The sequence below is a fragment of the Microbacterium sp. GXF0217 genome (assembly GCF_054798195.1).
Genome location: NZ_JBSJZG010000004.1, coordinates 48,496 through 68,768, shown reverse-complemented (window position 1 = coordinate 68,768; position 20,273 = coordinate 48,496). Strand labels below are relative to the sequence as shown.

The 20,273-nt window shown below is 67.3% G+C and carries 17 protein-coding genes and 1 pseudogene; 5 read left to right on the top strand and 13 right to left on the bottom strand.

The features are described 5' to 3' along the window. Positions 1-9 precede the first annotated feature (9 nt). A complete protein-coding gene (locus ACWAT3_RS09405; RefSeq protein WP_460797867.1) occupies positions 10-1,014 on the top strand; it encodes a LacI family DNA-binding transcriptional regulator in 1,005 nt (334 codons plus the stop codon). A gap of 18 nt (positions 1,015-1,032) precedes the next feature. Here the strand turns inward: ACWAT3_RS09405 and ACWAT3_RS09400 are convergent, their stop codons facing one another. The 3 genes from ACWAT3_RS09400 to ACWAT3_RS09390 form a co-directional block, all read right to left on the bottom strand. Beyond that, complete coding sequence (locus ACWAT3_RS09400) at positions 1,033-2,460, bottom strand: CCA tRNA nucleotidyltransferase (protein WP_460798560.1); 1,428 nt, start codon at positions 2,458-2,460, stop codon at positions 1,033-1,035. A gap of 129 nt (positions 2,461-2,589) precedes the next feature. Further along, the gene (locus ACWAT3_RS09395) at positions 2,590-3,645 is read right to left on the bottom strand and encodes an LLM class flavin-dependent oxidoreductase (RefSeq protein WP_460797866.1); all 1,056 of its coding nucleotides are present in this window, start codon (positions 3,643-3,645) and stop codon (positions 2,590-2,592) included. A gap of 149 nt (positions 3,646-3,794) precedes the next feature. Next, positions 3,795-5,339, bottom strand: coding sequence for a class I SAM-dependent methyltransferase (locus ACWAT3_RS09390; RefSeq protein WP_460797864.1), 1,545 nt, complete (start codon positions 5,337-5,339; stop codon positions 3,795-3,797). A 72-nt stretch (positions 5,340-5,411) separates the two neighbouring features. Between ACWAT3_RS09390 and ACWAT3_RS09385 the strand changes: the two genes are divergently transcribed. The 4 genes from ACWAT3_RS09385 to trxA all read left to right on the top strand — a co-directional run bounded on the left by ACWAT3_RS09385 (position 5,412) and on the right by trxA (position 10,597). Continuing rightward, positions 5,412-7,556, top strand: a complete 2,145-nt coding sequence (locus tag ACWAT3_RS09385) for a DUF6049 family protein (RefSeq protein WP_460797863.1) — start codon at positions 5,412-5,414, stop codon at positions 7,554-7,556. Beyond that, on the top strand, positions 7,553-9,169 hold the full coding sequence (gene murJ, locus ACWAT3_RS09380; RefSeq protein WP_460797861.1) for a murein biosynthesis integral membrane protein MurJ: 1,617 nt from the start codon (positions 7,553-7,555) through the stop codon (positions 9,167-9,169). The genes ACWAT3_RS09385 and murJ overlap by 4 nt, the downstream gene beginning before the upstream one ends. Before the next feature lie 69 nt (positions 9,170-9,238). After that, positions 9,239-10,213 (top strand): thioredoxin-disulfide reductase, encoded by a 975-nt coding sequence (trxB, locus tag ACWAT3_RS09375; protein WP_460797859.1) that lies wholly within the window; start codon positions 9,239-9,241, stop codon positions 10,211-10,213. Between the two features lie 60 nt (positions 10,214-10,273). Then, positions 10,274-10,597 carry a thioredoxin gene (gene trxA / locus ACWAT3_RS09370; protein WP_429459046.1) on the top strand — a complete coding sequence of 108 codons (324 nt, stop codon included), beginning with the start codon at positions 10,274-10,276 and terminating at the stop codon, positions 10,595-10,597. Between the two features lie 54 nt (positions 10,598-10,651). Here trxA and ACWAT3_RS09365 read toward each other — a convergent pair whose 3' ends face one another. From ACWAT3_RS09365 to rnpA, 10 genes and pseudogenes are all read right to left on the bottom strand, one after another. Then, positions 10,652-11,170 carry a GrpB family protein gene (locus ACWAT3_RS09365; RefSeq protein ID WP_460797857.1) on the bottom strand — a complete coding sequence of 173 codons (519 nt, stop codon included), beginning with the start codon at positions 11,168-11,170 and terminating at the stop codon, positions 10,652-10,654. A gap of 209 nt (positions 11,171-11,379) precedes the next feature. Further along, on the bottom strand, positions 11,380-11,715 hold the full coding sequence (locus ACWAT3_RS09360) for a tryptophan synthase subunit alpha (protein ID WP_460797855.1): 336 nt from the start codon (positions 11,713-11,715) through the stop codon (positions 11,380-11,382). Positions 11,716-11,724: 9 nt separating this feature from the next. Beyond that, positions 11,725-13,164 carry a sugar porter family MFS transporter gene (locus ACWAT3_RS09355; RefSeq protein WP_460797853.1) on the bottom strand — a complete coding sequence of 480 codons (1,440 nt, stop codon included), beginning with the start codon at positions 13,162-13,164 and terminating at the stop codon, positions 11,725-11,727. A 70-nt stretch (positions 13,165-13,234) separates the two neighbouring features. Further along, positions 13,235-14,194 carry a ParB/RepB/Spo0J family partition protein gene (locus tag ACWAT3_RS09350; RefSeq protein WP_460797851.1) on the bottom strand — a complete coding sequence of 320 codons (960 nt, stop codon included), beginning with the start codon at positions 14,192-14,194 and terminating at the stop codon, positions 13,235-13,237. Next, positions 14,194-15,087 (bottom strand): ParA family protein, encoded by an 894-nt coding sequence (locus ACWAT3_RS09345; RefSeq protein WP_460797849.1) that lies wholly within the window; start codon positions 15,085-15,087, stop codon positions 14,194-14,196. Before ACWAT3_RS09345 ends, ACWAT3_RS09350 begins: the two co-directional genes overlap by 1 nt. A gap of 2,269 nt (positions 15,088-17,356) precedes the next feature. Continuing rightward, a pseudogene (gene rsmG / locus ACWAT3_RS09340) lies at positions 17,357-18,045 on the bottom strand (16S rRNA (guanine(527)-N(7))-methyltransferase RsmG). Beyond that, positions 18,011-18,505, bottom strand: coding sequence for a Jag family protein (locus ACWAT3_RS09335; RefSeq protein ID WP_460797848.1), 495 nt, complete (start codon positions 18,503-18,505; stop codon positions 18,011-18,013). The pseudogene rsmG and the gene ACWAT3_RS09335 overlap by 35 nt, the downstream one beginning before the upstream one ends. After that, entirely contained in the window at positions 18,505-19,572 is a 1,068-nt protein-coding gene (yidC, locus tag ACWAT3_RS09330) for a membrane protein insertase YidC (protein ID WP_460797847.1), read from the bottom strand. The genes ACWAT3_RS09335 and yidC overlap by 1 nt, the downstream gene beginning before the upstream one ends. Positions 19,573-19,575: 3 nt before the next feature. Further along, positions 19,576-19,926, bottom strand: a complete 351-nt coding sequence (gene yidD, locus ACWAT3_RS09325) for a membrane protein insertion efficiency factor YidD (RefSeq protein ID WP_460797845.1) — start codon at positions 19,924-19,926, stop codon at positions 19,576-19,578. Next, positions 19,923-20,273: a ribonuclease P protein component gene (gene rnpA, locus ACWAT3_RS09320; protein ID WP_460797844.1), complete on the bottom strand. Its 351-nt coding sequence runs from the start codon at positions 20,271-20,273 to the stop codon at positions 19,923-19,925. Before rnpA ends, yidD begins: the two co-directional genes overlap by 4 nt.

Below are 20,273 nucleotides of genomic sequence, written 5' to 3'. Positions count from 1 at the left end.
GATGGCGCCGTGTCCCGCTCCTCTTCCTCCTCCCCGAGCAGGGCCACCCGAAACGACGTCGCGAAGCTCGCCGGGGTGAGCCCGGCTGTGGTCAGCTACGTCGTCAACGGGACCAAGCGGGTCGGTGCGGATACGGAGGAGCGGGTACGGGATGCCGTGACCAAGCTCGGCTACCGGGCGAACCCGTCCGCCCGCGCGCTGCGTCTCGGCTCCACCGAGATGCTCGGCATGGTCACCCCCACGACCACGAACCCGTACTTCGCCCAGTTGGGTCACGAGGTCGAGGTCGCGGCGGCGAAGCGCGGGTACATGCTCATCACGTCCAGCTCCGACTCGTCGGTCGCCACCGAGCGCACCCAGCTCGAGCAGTTGGCCGGCCGGCTCGTCGACGGCATCTTCCTGTGCAGCACGGTCTTCGAGCCCGATCTGCGCAATCTCGATATCGCCGGCATCCCGATCGTCATGCTGAACAACAGCGCCAGTGTCCCGACGCGCGATTCGGTGGGCGTCGACCTCCTGCACGGCGCCCACCTCGCGGTCGAGCACCTCGCCGGGCACGGCTACGACGACATCGGCATCGTCATCGGCGGCACGACCGGCGACGAGGAGGACGGCCGCGAGACCGGATGGCGCGAGAGCCTGGAGCGCCTCGGCCTGAAGCCCGGTCCGATCGCGCGGGGCTGGTTCACCCCGGACGGCGGGTACGAGGCGATGCGCCGGTTGATCCGATCGGATGCTGTGCCGCGGGCGCTCTTCGTCAGCTCCGACCAGATGGGTCGAGGGGTGCTCAAGGCAGCGCACGAGGCCGGGCTGCGCGTCCCGGAGGACGTCGCGATCGTCTCGTTCGACGGATCGCTGGATGCCGCTTACAGCTGGCCGACGCTGACGACCGTCGCGCAGCCGCTGGCCGAGATGGCCGAGGCGGCCGTCGAAGCACTGCTGGGCCCACCGCACGAGCCCGTGCACATGGTGGTCGAGGCGCACCTCGTCATCGGCCGCTCCTGCGGCTGCTGACGTCGGGATCGGTGAGAGTCAGCTCCGGTTCGCCCACCATTCGCGCAGACGCCGCTGCGCGGCATCCGGACCGATGACGCCCTCGTCGAGGCGCACCTCGAGCAGGAAACGGTAGGCCTCGCCCACCTCGCGGCCGGGGGCGATGCCCAGGATCTCCTGGATCTGGTTGCCGTCGAGCTCGGGGCGGATGGCATCCAGTTCCTCCTGCTCGCGCAGCGCGGCGATGCGGGACTCGATGTCGTCGTACGCGTGCGCGAGGAGCGCGGCCTTGCGGCGGTTGCGCGTCGTGACGTCGGCGCGGGTGAGGATGTGCAGGCGATCCAGCAGGTCGCCTGCGTCGCGCACGTAGCGGCGGACGGCGCTGTCGGTCCACGTCCCCTCCGCGTATCCGAAGAAGCGCAGGTGCAGCTCGATCAGTCGGGCCACGGCATCCGTCGTCTCGCCATCGAAGCGCAGGGACTGCAGGCGCTTGCGCGCCATGCGGGAGCCGACCACGTCGTGGTGGTGGAATGTGACCGCGCCGCCGTGCTCGAGCTTGCGGGTGCGGGGCTTGCCGATGTCGTGCAGCAGCGCCGCGATGCGCAGCGCCACATCCGGTTCGGCTCCCGGATGCCGCGAGTGCTCGAGCTCGATCGCCTGCTGCAGCACGGTCAGCGAGTGCTCGTAGACGTCCTTGTGATGATGGTGCTCGTCGACCTCGAGGCGCAGGGCGCTCACCTCGGGCAGGAACTCCTCGATCAGGCCGGTGTCGACCAGGACCCGGATGCCGCGGACGGGGTCGTCGGTCTGCATGAGGCGGATCAGTTCGCCCTGGACGCGCTCGGGGCTCACGATCTCCAGCGTCCCGCGGAGGTCGGCGATCGCGTCCTGCGTCGCGTCGTCGATGGCGAAGCCGAGCTGGGCGCTGAAGCGTGCGGCCCGCAGCATCCGGAGCGGGTCATCGCCGAAGCTGACGGCCGGGTCGGCGGGAGTGCGCAGGATGCCGGCGACGAGATCTTCCACTCCACCGGTCGGGTCGACGAGCTTGACCGCCGGAACCTGCAGCGCCATCGCGTTGACGGTGAAGTCGCGGCGGACGAGGTCTCCGTCGATCGTGTCGCCGAACTCGACGGTCGGCTTGCGGGTGACCCCGTCGTAGCTGTCGGCGCGATAGGTCGTGATCTCGACCTGCTCACCCTGCACGCGGGCGCCGATCGTGCCGAACGCGCGTCCGATGTCCCAGTGCGCGGTCGCGATGGGCTTCACGATCGCGAGGATCTCGTCGGGCGACGCATTCGTGGTGAAGTCGAGGTCGTGGGTGGGTCGCCCGATCAGCGCGTCGCGCACCGGGCCGCCGACGACGGCGAGTTCGAAGCCCTGCGCGGCGAAGGCATCGGCGAGGGTGCGGACGACGGGGTCGGCGGCGAGCGCGCCGAGTCGAGCGAGGCCATCGGCCATGTTGAGCATGATCTCCAGGGTACCGGGCGCCCCTGCCAGGCAGCCGTTCCAGAGCGGAAGCCAGTCCGCGCGGTCCTGCGGCTGAAGCGGCGTGATCGCGACCATCCGCTCAGGCCAGCGCGGGGCGCAAGCGACGAATCAGACCGGGTCGCCCTGCACCGGACCCTCGGTGTTCGGCTTCCAGCCCAGCGCCGGGGCGACGTGCTCGGCGAAGGCCTGCAGCACGTGCAGGTTGTAGTCCGGTCCCAGCTGGTTCGGGATCGTGAGCATGAGGGTGTCCGCGGCCATGACCGCCTCGTCCTGCTTCAGCTGCGCGATCAGCACGTCCGGTTCGGCGGCGTACGTCTTGCCGAACGTCGAACGCATTCCGTCGATGATGCCGATCTGGTCGTCGCCGTCCTCGCTGCGCAGGCCGAAGTACGCCCGGTCGATGTCGCTGACCAGCGGGAAGACGCTGCGGCTCACCGAGACACGAGGAGCGCCGGTGTGACCGGCATCCTTGTAGGCGGCGCGGAACAGATCGATCTGCTCGCGCTGGAGCTCGTGGAACGGCTGACCTGTCGCCTCGGTGACGAGGGTCGAGCTCATCATGTTCAGCCCCATGCGGCCGGTGGCCTCGGCCGTCGCCCGCGAACCGGACCCCCACCAGATGTGATCCCGCAGCGTCGGCGAATGCGGCTCGACGTGCAGGTACTGCCCTGGCCCCACCATGCGCGGGTCGCCGGGGGCGATCCGCTCGCCGTCGATCGCGCGCAGGAACAGATCGAACTTCTCGCGAGCCAGGATGCTGCCGCGCTCCGGATCTTCGCCATCGACGTAGCCGAACGTCTCGTAGCCTCGCAGCGCCGTCTCGGGTGAACCACGGCTCACGCCGAGCGCGATGCGTCCGTCGGCGATGTAGTCGAGGGCGGCCGCTTCCTCAGCGAACTGGAACGGGTTCTCGTAGCGCATGTCGATCACGCCGGTGCCGACCTCGATGCGCTTCGTACGAGCGGCCATCGCGCTCAGCAGCGGCATGGGGGACGCCGCCTGCCGCGCCCAGTGGTGCACCCGCACGTATGCGCCGTTCACGCCGATCTCGTCAGCGCCCTCGGCGATCTCGATCGTCTGGCGCAGCATGTCGCCGGCTGTGCGCGTCGACGAACCGGGGACATCGGCGTAGTGGCCGAACGAGAGGAATCCGAAAGCCTTCATGATTTATTCGAACGCATGAAATGCGGTGGGTATTCCTGCGCGCATCGGCACAGATGCACGACGCGGGTACACCTGCACGGCCGATCCGCCGATCTCACCGTGCATCTGTTCCCTGGTCGTGCAGGTGTCCTGGGCGGCACGGCCGGCGGTCACGGCACAGGCGTCAGGAATCCGTCCAGGACCAGCTGCCGGATGCGCGGCTCGAGATCGGCCCAGAGCTCGGGCAGCGGCACTTCGAACAGCTGCGCCAGCGCGGCGACGATCTGCGCGACCGTGAGATCGCCGTCGCACGCGCCGACGAACGCCGCCAGCGCAGAGTCGACGGCGATCGTGCGGCCGAAACCGCCGCCCTGACGCAGCTCGATCACACTCGGATCGTCGTTGCCTGGCATGAGATGACGCGCTTCCGTGACGTCGCCCGCGACGAACAGGGTCTGCGGGATGTCGTGGGCCAGCGCATCGTGCGCGGCGAGACCCGCCTGCAGCGCCCTCCCGGTCTGCGAGATCGGCTGGGCGACCTGTTCGAAGCGGCGGAGCCCTTCGACAGGCTCAGGAAGCTGAAGGGACGGCTCAGTGACGCGGGCAGAGCGCCGGATCAGCACATACCCGAACCCGATCGCCGTCACCTCGCGTGCGGCGAAGTCATCCAGCCAGGCTTCGAGCAGCGGTGTGAATCCGGCATCCCTCGGCGTCGTCCCTCCGTCGCGGATCCACAGCTCGGCGTAGGCGAGCGGCGACAGCTCCTCGCGTTCGATGACCCAGGCATCCAGCTCGGCGGGGATCCACGACCGCAGCCGGTCGAGACCGGCGACCCCGGAGCGCGATTCCCAGTTGCCGAGCAGCTGGGCGATGCCGCCGGGGGTCAGGTGGTCCGGAACCGTCCGCAGGAACTGCTCGACCAGGGCGTCGCCGATCAGGCCGCCGTCGCGGTATTCGTACTCGGGAACGCCCTCCGCGCGGGGGGTGATGACGAACGGCGGGTTCGAGACGACGAGGTCGAACGCCTCGTCGGCGACCGGTTCGAACATGCTCCCCAGCCGGAACTCGATGTTCGAGACGCCGTTCAGCAGCGCGTTGAGGCGAGCGAAGGCGATGGCCCGCTCCGAGATGTCCGTGGCGACCACCGCGCCGGCGTGACGCGAGACCAGCAGAGCCTGGATGCCGCAGCCCGTGCCGAGATCCAGCGCGCGGCCCACGGGGTGGGGGATGACGAGCTCGGCAAGCGTCCGGGAGGCTCCACCGACACCGAGCACGTGATCGGCCGGCAGCGCCGACCCCAGCGCGACCTCGTCGAGATCGCTCGCGATCCACCATTCGCCGATGCCGTCCGCGTCGACGAACGACTGCGGACGCACCAGCGCGGTCGGTCGGATGTCGGACGCGTCGACGCGCGCCATGCCCAGCGCCGCGAGTCCAGCGGTCCCCGTCCGCGGCAGTGCATCGGCCACGGCCGCCGCGGGCTGCGGGATGCCGAGCACGAGGAGTCGTCCGAGAGTGGCCAGCGGCGAGGCATCCCCTTCGATCGCGCGGAGGATCGGTGCGCGCAGGCCTCGGGCGAGCGCGTCGTCGTACTCCTCTCCCCAGAGCCGGCGCAGCGGCTCCGAACGGAAGTCGGCGGCGTCGAGATCGGCGGCGAGAGCGGAAGCGAGCAGAGGATCCGGGGTGATGGCTGGCGTGTCGGACACGGCCGTCACTCTACGCGCCTTCAGGCTTCGGATCGGCGCCCCGCCTAGAATCACAGGGTCCGCACTCACGAACCGCCCGCCGTGTTCGAGGAAGACCCCGAAACCGTGATCATCCCCCGTACAGCTCCGCGCGCGCGCCGGCATCCCCTCGCCCGCGCCGTCGCTGTGCTCGTCGTCACCCTGATGGCGGCGGCCCTCGGCGTCTTCGGCGTCGCCGCACCGGCCGCCGCCGAACCAACCGAGGCGCCCACCACCGACGGCACGGTATCGCTCTCGCTCTCGCTCGGCACGCACGGTGCGATCCCGGTCGGTTCCCCGATCTCGGGAACCGTCACAGTCGTCAACGACACCGGCCAGGAGCTCTCGCCCGCCCGCGTCGCGCTCGAGGTGGGTGCGACTCCGTTCGCGGATACCGCCGCCGTGACGGCGTGGCTGGGCTCTGGTGGTGGAGGCGGGACCCTGACCTCGCTGTTCTCCGCGCCGACAGCTGCCGTCGGCGGGAACGCGAATCTCGAGACCCCGATCCTCGCCAGTTCCGATCTCGTGCAGCAGCTCGCACCCGGTGTGTACGCCGTGAGTGCATCGCTGTCCGGCGCGACCACGAGCGACGGGACGTCCTGGGACGCCACGGTCCGCTCGGTGCTCACGGTGCGACCGGCGGTGGCCGCGCAGGTGAGCGTCGTGGTTCCGATCACGGCCACCCCAGCATCCGGCACCCTGCTCAGCGCCGACGAGCTGTCGTCACTGACCGCTGCCGATGGCGCGCTCAGCGCGCAGCTCGACGCCGTGACCGGCACAATGGCCGTGCTCGCAGTCGATCCGGCCATCGCCGCCTCTATCCGAGTGCTCGGCGACTCCGCCCCGATCACAGCCGTGTCGTGGCTCGAGCGGCTCGAAGCGCTCGCGAACGAGACGTTCGCGCTGCAGTTCGGCGACGCGGACCCTGCCACGCAGTCCCACGCCGGGCTCGCCACCGCGCTCGCACCGACTGCACTCGACCCGTTCATGAGCGCCGCGGACTTCCCCGAGGACGACGCGGCGACCCCGTCACCGACGCCGACACCCTCGGCCAGCGTCCCGCCGACCCTTCCGGACATCGCCGAGCTCACGGCGCTTCGGGGCGAGATCGACGGCATCCTGTGGCCGCGCGACGACGTGACCGCCGCGGACCTCGCCGTCTTCGACTCCTACGTCGGATCCTCCGCGACGACGATCCTGCCGTCCACTTCGGTCTCCGAGACGGATGCTGCCGGCAACGCCCGCGCCGGCGCCTCCGCCGTGCTCGTGCACGACGCCGAGATCTCGGCGCTCATGTCCGCCGCGGCCGACGAGCCGGATGACGATCTCCGCGAAGCCCTGCTCGCCGAGGCGAACGCCGAGCTGGCGCTGGCCGGGTCCCCGGCCTCCGGCATCTTCATCGCGCTCGATCGAAACGAGCAGCGGACCGCTGCGGCGCTGCGTGACGTCGTGCTCGCCACCGGGACAGTGCCGCTGCGCACCCTGCAGGGCACGGCACCGGCCACCGCGACGCCGGATGCCGAGCCGGATGCCGAGCGAGCGGCGGCCCTGACGACACTGCTCGCCGATGAGGATTCTCTCGAGTCCTTCGGAACGATCCTCGAAGATCCTCAGGTGATGCTCGCGCCCGAGCGAATCCGCATCCTGCGCCTCCTGGGTGTCGGACTGAGCGATGCGCAGTTCGAATCCGGGTTCGTCGATCACCGCGCGGCAACAGCGACGACGCTCGATTCGGTCGCGATCCAGGACCCGGCACCGATCCAGCTCATCAGCGCGAACGTCGACCTGCCGGTGTGGATCCGCAACGATCTGCCCTGGCCGGTGAAGCTCAACCTCGAGGTGCGGCCGTCCGATCCGCGCGTTGTGATTGATCCGTACACCGCGGTCGAGGCGACCGCGCAGAGCAACACCCGCGTGCTCATCCCCGTGCAATCGCGCGTTGCGAGCGGCGAACTGCAGGTGCGCTTCACGCTCTGGAGCCCGAGCGGCGTCGCCATCGGCGACTCGCAGTCGGCCGACGTCACGGTACGGGCCGAGTGGGAGAACATCGGCCTCGGCATCCTCGGCTCCGTGATCGTGCTGCTGCTGGTCTTCGGCGTCGTCCGCACGGTCCGCCGTCGTCGGCGGGAGCGCGCGTCCGCGTCCGCTGAGCTCGCTGAGCCTGTCGCCGCATCCGGAGCATCTCCGGCGGACGAAGGAGCTCGATGACCAGCCTCGGCCGCGCCAGCGCTCTGCTCGGCGCAGGAACCCTCATCTCGCGTCTGACCGGGCTGCTGCGCACGATCGTGCTCGTCGGCGTGATCGGGTCGAACGCGTCAAAGGCCGCCGATGCGTTCTCGGTCGCGAACCAGCTGCCCAACAGCGTCTTCAACCTCATCTCCGTCGGAGTGCTGACGGCCGTCATCGTGCCGCAGATCGTCAGGGCGAGTCGCGACGACGACGGCGGCAATGCGTTCATCTCCAAGCTGTTCACCCTCGGAACGGTGGTTCTTGTCGCAGCCACGGCCGTGGCGATGGTCGCGGCTCCGTGGCTCGTGGGGCTGCAGCTGAAAGCCGAGAACGTCGAGCAGCTCGCGCTGGCGACCGCCTTCGCCTACTGGTGCCTGCCGCAGATCCTGTTCTACGGTCTGTACGCGCTGGTCGGCGAGACGCTCAACGCCAAGCGCATCTTCGGCCCGTTCACCTGGGCCCCGATCGCGAACAACATCATCTCGATCGTCGGATTCCTCATCATCGGCGCGGTCTTCGGCAGCGACCTCGTGAACCTCGCGGACTGGACACCCGACATGGTCGCGTGGCTCGGCGGAACGGCGACGGCGGGAATCGCGGTGCAGGCCGGCATCCTGCTGGTGTTCTGGCGCAAGACCGGGCTCGCGCTCAAGGTCGACTTCCGCTGGCGCGGCGTCGGACTCGGCAACGTCGGCCGGGTCGCCGGCTGGACGCTGCTCATGGCCGTGTCGAGCATGGCGGCCGGTTTCTACCAGAACTGGGTCGCCAACGAAGCCTCGGGTGAAGGCGCAGCCGTCACGGTGATGAACAACGCCTGGCTGATCTTCATGCTGCCGTACTCGATCATCGTGCACTCGATCGGCACCCCGTATTTCACGCAGCTGTCCGAGCACGCCTCCGCCGGACGGGACGACGAGGTGCGCGGGGACATCTCGCGCAGCATCCGCACGCTCGGATTCTTCCTGATGGGCGCGCTCGCGGCCGTGGTCGCGGCGGCCGTGCCGGCCTCCCGGGTCTTCACGAACTCCTCGTCGGATGCCGTCGATGCCGCGGTCGTGCTCATCTGCTACCTCGTCGGCCTGCTGCCGTTGGCCGTCCTGTTCATCGTGCAGCGCACGTTCTACGCCTACGGTGATACCAGGACGCCATTCTTCTTCACGCTGTTCCAGTGCGCGCTCGTGGCCATCACCGCGACGATCGCGTGGGGGCTGTCCGCCTCCGGCGCCCTTCCCTTGACGCTCCTCGCCGCGGCGGTCGCGCTCGGACAGTCGCTGGCCGGCGCCGTGCAGACGATTGTCGCGACTCTGCTGCTGCGCCGTCGGCTCGGCTCACTCGAGACCGGTCGATGGATGCTGTCGCTCGGCCGTTTCGCTGTCGCAGCGATCCCCGCCGCGGCGGCCGGATGGGGCGTCTTCCTGCTGCTGGGCGGCGTCGGCGGCTGGACCACGAGCGACAAGATCCTCGGGGTGCTGGGCGCCGGGATCATCGCGGTTGCGGCGGCCGCCGTCTACGTCGTGTTCCTGTGGGTGCTGCGCGCGCCAGAGCTGCAGGTCGCGAAGAGCATCGTGAAGCGCATCCTGCCCGGGCGCTGATGTCCCGCATCCTGTCGGGGGAATGTCCCGCGGTTACCATGGGTTGAAGCAGTGGAACGAGGAGAGCACATGCGTCAGGTCATCATCATCGGTTCCGGCCCCGCCGGGTTCACGGCCGCCATCTACGCGGCACGCGCGAACCTCGAGCCGCTGCTCATCGCGAGCTCCGTCGAGGTCGGCGGTGAACTGATGAACACCACAGAGGTGGAGAACTTCCCGGGCTTCCCCGACGGCATCCAGGGCCCCGAGCTCATGGCGAAGCTGCAGCAGCAGGCCGAGAAGTTCGGCACCGAGGTCGTCTACGACGACGTCACGTCGCTCGAACTGGACGGCGAGGTCAAGAAGGTCGTGCTCGGATCCGGCGCGACGCACGAAGCGCGCACCGTGATCTACGCGACCGGATCCGCCTATCGCAAGCTCGGAGTCGCGGGCGAGGAGCGCCTGTCCGGCTACGGCGTCTCCTGGTGCGCCACCTGCGACGGCTTCTTCTTCCGCGAGAAGACGATCGCGGTCGTCGGCGGCGGCGACTCGGCGATGGAGGAGGCGACCTTCCTCACCCGCTTCGCGGAGAAGGTCTACATCATCCACCGCAAGGACACGCTTCGCGCCTCGAAGATCATGCAGGAGCGCGCCTTCGCCAACGAGAAGATCGAGTTCATCTGGAACAGCGAGGTCGCCGAGATCCTGGGCGATTCGGCCGTCACCGGCGTGCAGTTGCGTTCCACGACGGACGGTGCGCTGCGCGACCTGCCGCTCGACGGCCTGTTCGTGGCGATCGGAAACGACCCGCGCACGCACCTCGTGCACGGCAAGCTCGACCTCACGGCCGAGGGCACCATCTGGGTCGACGGTCGCACGTCCGTGACGTCCAAGCCCGGTGTCTTCGCCGCCGGCGACGTCATCGACCCGCACTACCGTCAGGCGATCACGGCGGCCGGCTCCGGCACGGTCGCTGCGCTGGATGCCGAGCACTTCCTCGCGGATTTTGAGGATGCTTCCGTCGAGGTCCCGGCTGCGGAAGCCGCCGAGGTCATCGTCGGCTAGGGAACACTTTCCACCCGCCTGCTGTTGATGCAGGTGAGACTTCGATCAAGGAGATGACTGATGACTGCTAAGGCGACGAGCCAGGCGACGTGGGATCAGGACGTGCTGCAGGCCGAGGGCACCGTGCTGGTGGACTTCTGGGCTGAGTGGTGCGGACCGTGTCGCATGGTCGCTCCCGTTCTGGACCAGATCCAGTCCGAGCACCCTGAGAAGATCACGATCCTCAAGCTCAACGTGGACGAGAACCCCGAGCTGGCCATGAAGTACCAGATCACGTCGATCCCGGCGATGAAGGTCTTCGCCGCCGGTGAGGAGCGCAAGACGATCATCGGCGCCAAGCCGAAGTTCGCGCTCGAGCAGGACCTCGCCGAGTTCATCGGCTGAGCGTCCCCGGACGTTACGAAGGCCCGTTCCTCTGTCGAGGGGCGGGCCTTCGCTCTACTTGTCGTAGACCGGTACCGAAGCGAGCCCGCGTGCGGCGCGTGCGCGATCGACGATTTCCTGGATGACCGCGGTCTTGCCTGCGTTGTAAGGCGCGCGTCCGGCGATCGCCTCCTCCATCGCAACCAGCTTCACCTCCTGGTAGCGGTCCGCATCATCGGGATGCGCCAGGAGCCAGTCCCGGAGGATGCGCTGATTCGCGGCATCCCATTGCTCGGCCGGGAAGAAATGCGCGATACGCGTCCGGATACCGCCGGGTTCGAAGACCAGCACAGGATGCGTCCGCACAGCGCTGCCGATCCGCCAGCCGGCCTCTTCCAGCCGGACGAGGTGGACATCCAGCCGGTCGAGGTCGACGAGACGCACCGCGACATCGATGATCGGCTTGGCCTTCATCCCCGGAACGGCGGTCGAGCCGATGTGCTCGATCTCCCAGTCCGCATTCCCGAGCATCCGTAACTCCGCGGCGATCTCCCGGAACATCCGCGGCCAGTTCGGGTCGTAGTCGACGAGCACATCCTCACCTTATCCGCAGATCCTCCCTTACCCACTGTCATCGATGCACGCTGGCTCGTTCTCCCCGGGAGGGCGCAGGGATGCTCCGAGAGCGAGCGTCGGGAGGGCCCCGCGAAGCGGGAGGGACCCTCGGCGAGCGAACGGAGGATCACGGAGCCCCGCGTCAGCGATGCGAAGCCGAGCCCGCCCCCGCTCAGCCCGTCAGCCCGTCAACTGGCGTCAGCGATCGACGCATCCCATCGCCGGTACTTCGGGCCGTCGCCCAGGAGCTTCCACACCGCCGGCGTCAGCGGCGGATACTCCAGCGCGATCTGACGCAGCACGCGATAGTGCCGGGCGGCGTTCGGACGGACACCGTCGTTCGCAGCGATGTTGTCCGCGCGCAGCAGGAACACGACGAGTTCGTCGACGCTCGGCAAATCCTCCATGAAGTCCCACGGGTCCTCGCCGCTCAGCAGCCGCTCCTGCACGAGCACGGCCAGCTCGTCGGCCGCTTCGGCACGAAGTACCTCAAGGCTGGCTCTGCGGGGAATCGCTTCTGTCACCCGACAAGCCTACGCGCGCTCCTTGTGAGGTCGGCGCGTGATCTGCACAACATCCGTCATCGTCTCCAGCTCCCGGCCCTTCGTCTCGGGCACTTGGAAGTACACGAAGAAGAACGACAGGGCCGCGAAGAACGCGTAGAAGCCGTAGGCGAACGTGAGTCCGATCTCGGCGAAGGCAGGGAAGGTGGTCGAGATGAAGAAGTTCGCGATCCACTGCGCTGCGGCGGCGACCGCCAGCGCGCCGGCGCGGATCGAGTTCGGGAACATCTCGCCGAGAAGAACCCAGACCAGCGGTCCCCAGGTCGCTCCGAAGAAGACCACGAACCCGTTGGCGCAGACCAGGGCGATCAGCGACCACGGCTGAGGCAGCACCACGGCGCCGTCCTCGAGCGTGCCGAACGAGAAGGCAAGAGCCATCAATCCGAGCGTGACCGTCATGCCGATCGATCCGATCAGCAGCATCGGACGCCGCCCGACCTTGTCGACGAGGAGAATCGCGACGATCGTCACGACGATGTTCGTGATCGACGTGATGACGGACGTCAGCAGCGCGTTCGACTCGTCGAATCCGACGGACAGCCACAGGGTCGTCGAATAGTAGAAGATCACGTTGATGCCGACGAACTGCTGGAAGACGCTGAGCAGGATGCCGACCCACACGATCGGCTTCAGCCCGAACCGGTTGCCGCGGAGGTCCCGCAGAGACTCCTTCTTCTCGGTGTTGAGCGTCGCCTTGATCTCCTCGATCTTGAGGTTGACGTCCGTCTCACCGGTGAAGTCGTAGAGAACCCGGGATGCCTTGTCGAACTCGCCTCGTGCGACGAGGAATCGTGGAGATTCCGGTAGTCGAAGCGCCATCACGCCGTAGACGACGGCCGGAATCGCCTCCGCCATGAACATCCAGCGCCAGGCATCCAGGCCGAACCAGAGCATGTTCGCAGCGCCGCCGGCGACGTTCGCGAGAATCGCGTTCGACACGAGCGCGGTGAAGATGCCCAGCACGATCGCGAGCTGCTGCAGCGAGCCGAGCCTGCCGCGGATCCGGGCGGGCGACACCTCGGCGATGTAGGCGGGGGCGATGACGGATGCCGCGCCGACACCGAGCCCGCCGATCACGCGCCAGACGATCAGATCGATGACTCCGAACGCCAGTCCGGAGCCGATCGAGGACGCGAGGAACATGATGGCGGCGATCACCATCACGGGAATGCGCCCCCACTTGTTCGCCAGTGAACCGGCGAACCACGCACCGACCGCGCAGCCGATCAGCGCGGACGACACGGCGAAGCCCTGCAGCGCCGGACCGAGGTCGAAGGCACCGGCGAGGGCGTCGACGGCGCCATTGATCACCGCCGTGTCGAAGCCGAAGAGGAAGCCACCCAGGGCCGCCGCGATGCTGATTCCGATGACCCGGCCGCTGATGCGCGCCGGGGGTTTCTGATCCGACATGAGTCACTCCCCCGCTCTAGGGCGAGCCTATCGGCTGGTCGCCACAGGCGTCAGCATCACGCGCGCGCGGTCAGGAACCGTATCCTTCTTCGCCGAGTTCGGCCAGGATGCGGTTGAGATCCTGAATCGATGCGAAATCGATGACGACCTGGCCTTTTCGGGAGCCCAGATTCACCTTGACGCGCGTGTTCAGGCGGTCGCCGAGCTTGCTGCCGACCTCGTCGAGATACGCGCGACGCGCGCCGGGCTGCGGTTTGGCGGCCTTCGTTCCGGCATCCCGAGGTGTCGCCTTCGCGGCCTCTTCGGCGGCCCGCACCGAGAGGTCCTCGTTGATGATCTTGTCGGCCAGACGCTGCATGGCCTCCGCATCGTCGAGGCTCAGGATCGCGCGTGCGTGGCCGGCCGAGAGCACACCGGCGGCAACGCGCTGCTGCACGGGGACCGGCAGCTTCAGGAGGCGGATCGTGTTGCTGATGCGCGGGCGCGAACGCCCGATGCGCGTGGCGAGCTCTTCCTGCGTGATCCCGAAGTCCTCGAGAAGCTGCTGGTAGGCGGATGCCTCTTCGAGCGGGTTGAGCTCCGACCGGTGCAGGTTCTCCAGGAGCGCGTCACGGAGGAGGTCCTCGTCAGTCGTGTCGCGGACGATCGCGGGGATCGTCTCGAGGCCCGCTTCGCGTGCGGCGCGCGTGCGGCGCTCACCCATGATGAGCTCGAACTCGCCGTCGGCGTTGGTGCGGACCACCACCGGCTGCAGCACGCCGAACTCGCGGACGCTGTGCACGAGCTCGGCGAGATGGTCGGCATCGAAATGCGTGCGCGGCTGGCGCGGGTTCGGCACGATGGAGTTCGGGTTCACGTGGACGAGTCGGACACCCGGGATCGCCGCGAGTTCAGGTTCGCCCGAGATCTCGATCGTGGTTTCCGGCTTCAGCTTCGCGCCGGGGAAGAACACATCGACAGGCCGTTCGGTCTGCTCGGTCGTGGGGATGAGGGCTCCTATCCCCCGCCCGAGTCCGGTTCGCTTGGCCATCAGTTCTCCTTGCTCTGTGTGCTGCTGGTGCGCGCCGCAGTGCGCTGCGCGATCTCGACTGCTGCCTCGCGATACGCGACGGCTCCCGCCGAGTTGCCGTCGTACTCGATCACGGTCTGACCGAAGCTCGGAGCCTCGGAGACGCGAACCGATCGGGGAATGACCGTGTGGAGCACCTGCTCCGGGAAATGGCCTCGGACCTCGTCGGCGACCTGCTGCGCGAGCCGGGTGCGGCCGTCGTACATCGTCAGGAGAATCGTCGAGAGGTGCAGCTTGGGATTCAAGTGCTTCTGGATCATCTGGATGCTGCCGAGCAGCTGGCTCAGACCTTCGAGTGCGTAGTACTCGCACTGGATGGGGATGAAGACTTCGGATGCCGCGGTGAACGCATTGATCGTGAGCAGCCCGAGCGACGGCGGGCAGTCGATGATCACGAAGTCCAGCGGGTGGTCGGCGATGTAGGCGTCGAGGGCGCGCCCGAGCCGATGCTCGCGCGCCACCTGGGCGACCAGCTCGATCTCGGCGCCGGCCAGGTGGATGGTGCTCGGGGCGCAGAAGAGGTTCTCGGATTCGGGGCTCTGCTGCACGATCTCCGCGAGCGGGACGTCGTTGATCAGGACATCGTAGATGCTCGTCACATCCGCGCTGTGCGGGATGCCGAGCGCGGTCGACGCATTACCCTGAGGGTCGAGATCGATGACCAGCACCTTGGCGCCGAGGTGAGCGAGGGCGGAAGCGACGTTCACGGCCGTCGTCGTCTTTCCGACGCCACCCTTCTGGTTCGAGATCGTCAGAACCCTCGGGTGGGAGCCGTCGAACTCGAGGTCGACCTCCTCCAGGGCCCGCCGGCGTGCGCTGAGATCAGCGAGTTCTCGCGCGAGCGGGGTGTCCATTCCGAATCCATCGCTCGGTGGTGCCTTGTCGGGTTGTTTCACGTGAAACATCCACTCCTTTCGGGGCCGCGTTCCACTCTAATCGAGGCTGCGGACGTTCACCGCCAGATGCTCGGCTCGGCGATCGGGAGGGATCGAAACAACCGAGCGTTCCACGTGAAACATGCGCTTCGGCCCGCAGTCCTGCACGCTGCCGGCCCTCCTGCTCGGCGTCTCGACGACACAGCGGCTCGACGACACAGCAGCCCGACGGCTCAGCCGCCCAAGGGCCCAGCCCCTCGACGGCCCAGCGGTCCGCCGTCCCAGCAGCCCGCCGGCCCAGCAGCCCAGCGGCTCGACCACCCAGCGCCCCAGCGGCTCGACCACCCAGCGCCCCAGCAGCCCGCCGGCCCAGCAGCCCAGCGGCTCGACCACCCAGCGCCCCAGCGGCTCGACGACTCGCCGACTCGCCGACCCAGCCCGGCCACCCAGCCACCCAGCCACCCGACCACCCAGCGTCTCAGCGTCTCAGCGTCTCAGCGTCTCAGAGTGGAGGCGCGCCCTCCCCCACCAGCGGTGCGATCGCGCTCGAACGGTGTCCGCAGGACCTCGTCCGCCTGTTGCATCTGATCTGGGCGTCCCAGCGCCCAGGTGCGCGAATCGAGCATCCCTCTGGTTCGAGCGTGGAAAGCAGGAGCGTCGAAGACACCGGAGTCGTATGCTCTGCCCCACGAGCATGTTTCACGTGAAACACTTGATCCGGGGACGGACCACCAGGCGGACCGATGTCCGTGAGCCTCGATGCATCAGGCTTCAGAGAGACCTCCCGCCGAATCGAACAGTGGCGCACCCCGCAGAGGCTGCGCGTCCGTCGGTGCCCTCCTCGCACTCCTGCGCACGAGCATGACGGCGAGGCCGAAACAGGTCGCAACCACACGCCCTCCGACATCGGAGCACGTCGGGTGACCCGGCATTGTCGACGCCCGAGCAGATCACGAGCGTCCCGCTACAAGAATGCGCTCACCGCAGTGCCCCCTCTTCGTCGAAGGGCGATGCATCAAGACCCCCGCTGCCGCGCATTCCAGCGAGCCGTGCGCACGCTCACCACAACCAAGTGTCGGGCTCGCGCTGCTCACCCCCACTTCTCCAGCCGATTCTGAGCACGATCTGAAATGGTGCCAGGTGTTCGGCAGACCGAGCACTGCGCATGCAAGAGCCTCCCACCGCTCCGCCTCCGGCGCGTTGAGCCTGTTGATAACAAGTTGAGTTGTTCTCGCGCACGATGTTTCACGTGAAACAAGCTTCCCGTCTGGGACGATCTCCGCCGCTCCCATGCCTTGCGTGCGAACGCGCTTGTCATCAGAAGGCGGCCGAATCGAACGGGCACGCCGCTCCGGGCCCACGATGCACGCGCAACACGCCTACTCCCGGGGCGCCCGTACCTGGAGATACCAACTCATCCAGACGCGCTCATCCATCGCTACGGCGACTCCGCTCTTCGCGACGGCAGGCATTGCGAGAGCCGAGACCGTTGCCAAGCGCTTACGTATGCGCAGAGCCTCAAGCACCTGAGCCTTGCGGGGACAACCCCGCCCGTCCGCATCTCTCTGAGATCCCGAGCAAACGTCCTTTCGTGGGGGCGTATCACGAGCGATCGGCGCGAAACCGCACGCGCTGATAATGCGATGGCGCCCCGTGAGCGTGCATGTGTTTCACGTGAAACATCGAATGCTGCACTGTTGGAGCGACTGCGGCGGCCAAGCGCCCCTCACGCTGGTGCAACTGCTCCCCCTCAGGCCTCCGTACTTCTCACAGCGGCACCAGTCTTCCGAATGGGCCACAAGCCGACTATCCAGTGACGTGGACCTGCGGTCGCGCACGCCGCCCAGCAGATCGAACCTCAGCGCATTATCGGCACGCGCTGCGGACATGGATGTTTCACGTGAAACATTCATGTCGGGACGACCGCTTCGCGTGATGTTGGTAATCCTTACACGCAGATGCATCGGCCAGATCCTTGGGAGAGAGGCGATGGGACGCACGTACGCAGCCCAGCACGAGCACCCCTCCCCCTCGCATGGTCGTGTGAGCGATCACGCGGCGGATCAACGGGCCTGGGTAGCGACACACCCCGCTCCCTGCACCAGCGAGCTGCACGATCGAATCCGAACTGCGTCCGACACGGCGTCAGCGCAGGGAACAGCCGGGTCTGTGGCAACCACGACGATCCCGCGCTCGGACTCACAACGCTCGCCGATGTTTCACGTGAAACATCAGCACCTACATCGAGTCAGCGAACGGTGGCCCGAACCACGCGTGTCGTCTCGGGGATCACACCTTCACCCAGGACTTCAACCCGCACGTCCGTGAGCTGAAACTTTTTCAGCTGCTTCTGCGCTGCTTCGATCTCGTTCGCCGCATTGATGCCCTTGAGAAGCGCGAGCTCACCGCCATCCCGCACCAGTGGTGCGGTCAGAGGAACGAGCGTGCGCAGCGCGCTCACGGCGCGAGCGGTCACCACATCGAACTTCTGCGGCCGACCGACCTCTTCCGCGCGTGCACGCAGAACTTCCACGTTGTCCAACGCCAGGGTCGAAACCTGCTCGTTCAACCAGTTCACTCGACGCTCCATCGGCTCGACGAGGGTGAACTGCACATCCGGGCGCGCAATAGCGAGAACGACGCCGGGCAGACCGGCACCGGATCCGATGTCGGCGACAGATCCCCGCATGAGTGGAGCGGCGATCGCCGAGTTCAGCACGTGACGGGTCCACAGGCGCGGCAGTTCGAGAGGCCCGATCAACCCGCGCTCTTCCCCCTGCTCAGCGAGCGCTGCAGTGAAGGCGCGCGCCGAATCGATGCGCGCCCCGAAAAGATCCGCCGCCACGGCGGGTTCCGGTTCGACCTCACTCATCGATCACTCCATGGCGTTTCACGTGAAACATCAGCGGCGGCGGATGACCGTGTGCCGGTCTGCACCCTCGCCGTACGACTCGGAGATCAGACCGCGGTCGGCGACCACGTCGTGCACCAGCTTGCGCTCGTAGCTCGACATCGCCGGCAGCGACGCCTGCGACGCTCCCTCGTCGAGCTTGACCACCGCGGCATCCACCAGCTTCTCGAGCTGACGACGACGGGCATCGCGGGATCCGCCGATATCGAGGATCAAGCGCGAGAACGAACCCGTCTTGTTCTGCACGGCCAGCCGCGTGATCTCCTGCAGCGCCTGCACCGTGTCCGGAGCGGAAAGCAGCTCGATGCCGTCGCCTTCCGCCTCGACCGAGACGTACGCACGACCCTGGCGCACATCGAGGTTCAGATCGCCGTCGATGTCAGCGATGTCGAGCAGCTCCTCCAGGAAGTCTGCCGCGACATCACCCTCGGCCTCGAGGTCGGCGACGGTGGGAGCGGGGCGCTCGGTGACGTTCTCGACACTCATCAGTTGGTGCCCTTCTTCTTCGCACGCTTCTTGCCGACCGGCTGCTGACGCTTGGGCGCCTCCGCCTTGGCCTTCTCGATCTCCTCGACCTTGCGCTGCTGCTCGGCCTCGTAGATGGCCATCGGGACGACCTTGCCCTCGGCGTTGATGGCCTTGCCCTTGCGCGCGAGTCGCTCCTCACGTGCCTTGGCAGCCTCGGACCCGGGCGTCGGCATCTCACGGATGACGAGGAACTGCTGGCCCATGGTCCACAGGTTCGACACGAACCAGTAGACGACGACGCCGAGGGGGAAGAACACACCCGAGAAGATGAAGCCGAGGGGCAGGACGTAGAGCATGATCTTCTGCATCTGGTACGCCTGGCCGGTCTTGGCCTCGGGGGACAGGTTCTTCGAGATGATCTGCAGCTGGGTGAAGAACTGCGAGGCGATCATCAGGACGACGAGGATGACCAACAGCACGATCGCCGGGGTGTTGCCCTCTTCGATCGCCTGACCGAGGGTGCCGTGCAGAGACACGGTTCCGAAGATCGTCGCGTCGTAGAACTCTTTGGTCAGCTCGGGGCTGAGAAGGCCGACGCCACCGCTGCCTGCGACGGCGTGCTTGGTCACGTCGTTGAGCACGCTGAACAGCGCGAAGAAGATCGGCATCTGCACAAGGAGGGGAAGACAGCTCGACATCGGCGTCGTGCCGTGCTTCTTGTACAGTGCCATGGTCTCGCGGCTCATGGCCTCGCGAGAGAGCTGATCCTTCTTGCCCTTGTACTTCTCCTGAACTTTTCGCAGTTCAGGAGCAATTTCCATCATCTTGCGCTGGCTCTTGATCTGGCGAACGAACAGCGGGAAAACCGCGCCGCGCACCACGATCACCAGACCGACGATCGACAGGATCCAGGTGATGCCGGCTGCGGCCGGAAGCCCCATCGTCGTGAACAACCAGTGCCAGAAGACGAGCACGGCCTCGACCGCCCACTTCAGTGGCCACAGGATCGTACCCAGCAGGTCGAACCCCGTGTTCGTGGGAGCCGGTGTCGATGTCGCAGACGCGAGCAGAAGGTCAAGACCCACTGTTCAGTCCTTTCGAAGAGGAACGACGAAACCGTGCGAGGTCAGGCCGTAATGGAAATGCTTGTGCGGGTGGACGTCATCGACGCCGCCCTGAGTCCAGGGGTTGCAGCGTAGGATCCGCCATGCCGAGAGCAGGGCTCCCTTCACCGCACCGTGCTGCTGCACCGCACCTACAGCGTAGGCGGAACAAGATGGGTAATAGGCACAGACGTCTCCATAGAGCGGAGAGATCACCTTGCGATACCCGGCAAGGAATCCGAGGACCAGATTCCGGGGGAGCAGAGGGATGCTGCGCACCAGGTCACCCGCATGGAACTGCGCCTGTCCGAACGCATACGACGGAAGCGCGCTCACAGCGCCACCGGCCGGATCAGGCGTCCGAGGCAGCGATCCACATCGGCGCGCAGGTCAGCGAAGGAAGCCGTCGCGGATGCAGGAAGGGCACGGATGACGACATCCGTGCCCTGTGGAACCTCTGAAAGCAACTCCGCGCAGACGGCTTTGAGCCGACGACGCACGGTGTTGCGGATCACAGCGTTACCCACCTGTTTGCTGATGATGAACCCGAATCGGGCTGCTCGCTCCGTGTCAGCGGTCGTGAGGACCGACGTGACGACGCGGTTTCCGCCGCATCTCGATCCGCGCCGAACCACCATGCGGTAGTCGTCGCCGCGGGTCAGACGATGCGGACGGGCGAGCAC

Coding starts and splice junctions, on each gene's coding strand:
- trxA (WP_429459046.1), top strand. CDS start 10,274: ATGACTGCTAAGGCGACGAGCCAGGCGACGTGGGATCAGGACGTGCTG.
- murJ (WP_460797861.1), top strand. CDS start 7,553: ATGACCAGCCTCGGCCGCGCCAGCGCTCTGCTCGGCGCAGGAACCCTC.
- ACWAT3_RS09345 (WP_460797849.1), bottom strand. CDS start 15,087: ATGGACACCCCGCTCGCGCGAGAACTCGCTGATCTCAGCGCACGCCGG.
- trxB (WP_460797859.1), top strand. CDS start 9,239: ATGCGTCAGGTCATCATCATCGGTTCCGGCCCCGCCGGGTTCACGGCC.
- ACWAT3_RS09395 (WP_460797866.1), bottom strand. CDS start 3,645: ATGAAGGCTTTCGGATTCCTCTCGTTCGGCCACTACGCCGATGTCCCC.
- ACWAT3_RS09335 (WP_460797848.1), bottom strand. CDS start 18,505: ATGAGTGTCGAGAACGTCACCGAGCGCCCCGCTCCCACCGTCGCCGAC.
- ACWAT3_RS09400 (WP_460798560.1), bottom strand. CDS start 2,460: ATGCTCAACATGGCCGATGGCCTCGCTCGACTCGGCGCGCTCGCCGCC.
- ACWAT3_RS09355 (WP_460797853.1), bottom strand. CDS start 13,164: ATGTCGGATCAGAAACCCCCGGCGCGCATCAGCGGCCGGGTCATCGGA.
- ACWAT3_RS09350 (WP_460797851.1), bottom strand. CDS start 14,194: ATGGCCAAGCGAACCGGACTCGGGCGGGGGATAGGAGCCCTCATCCCC.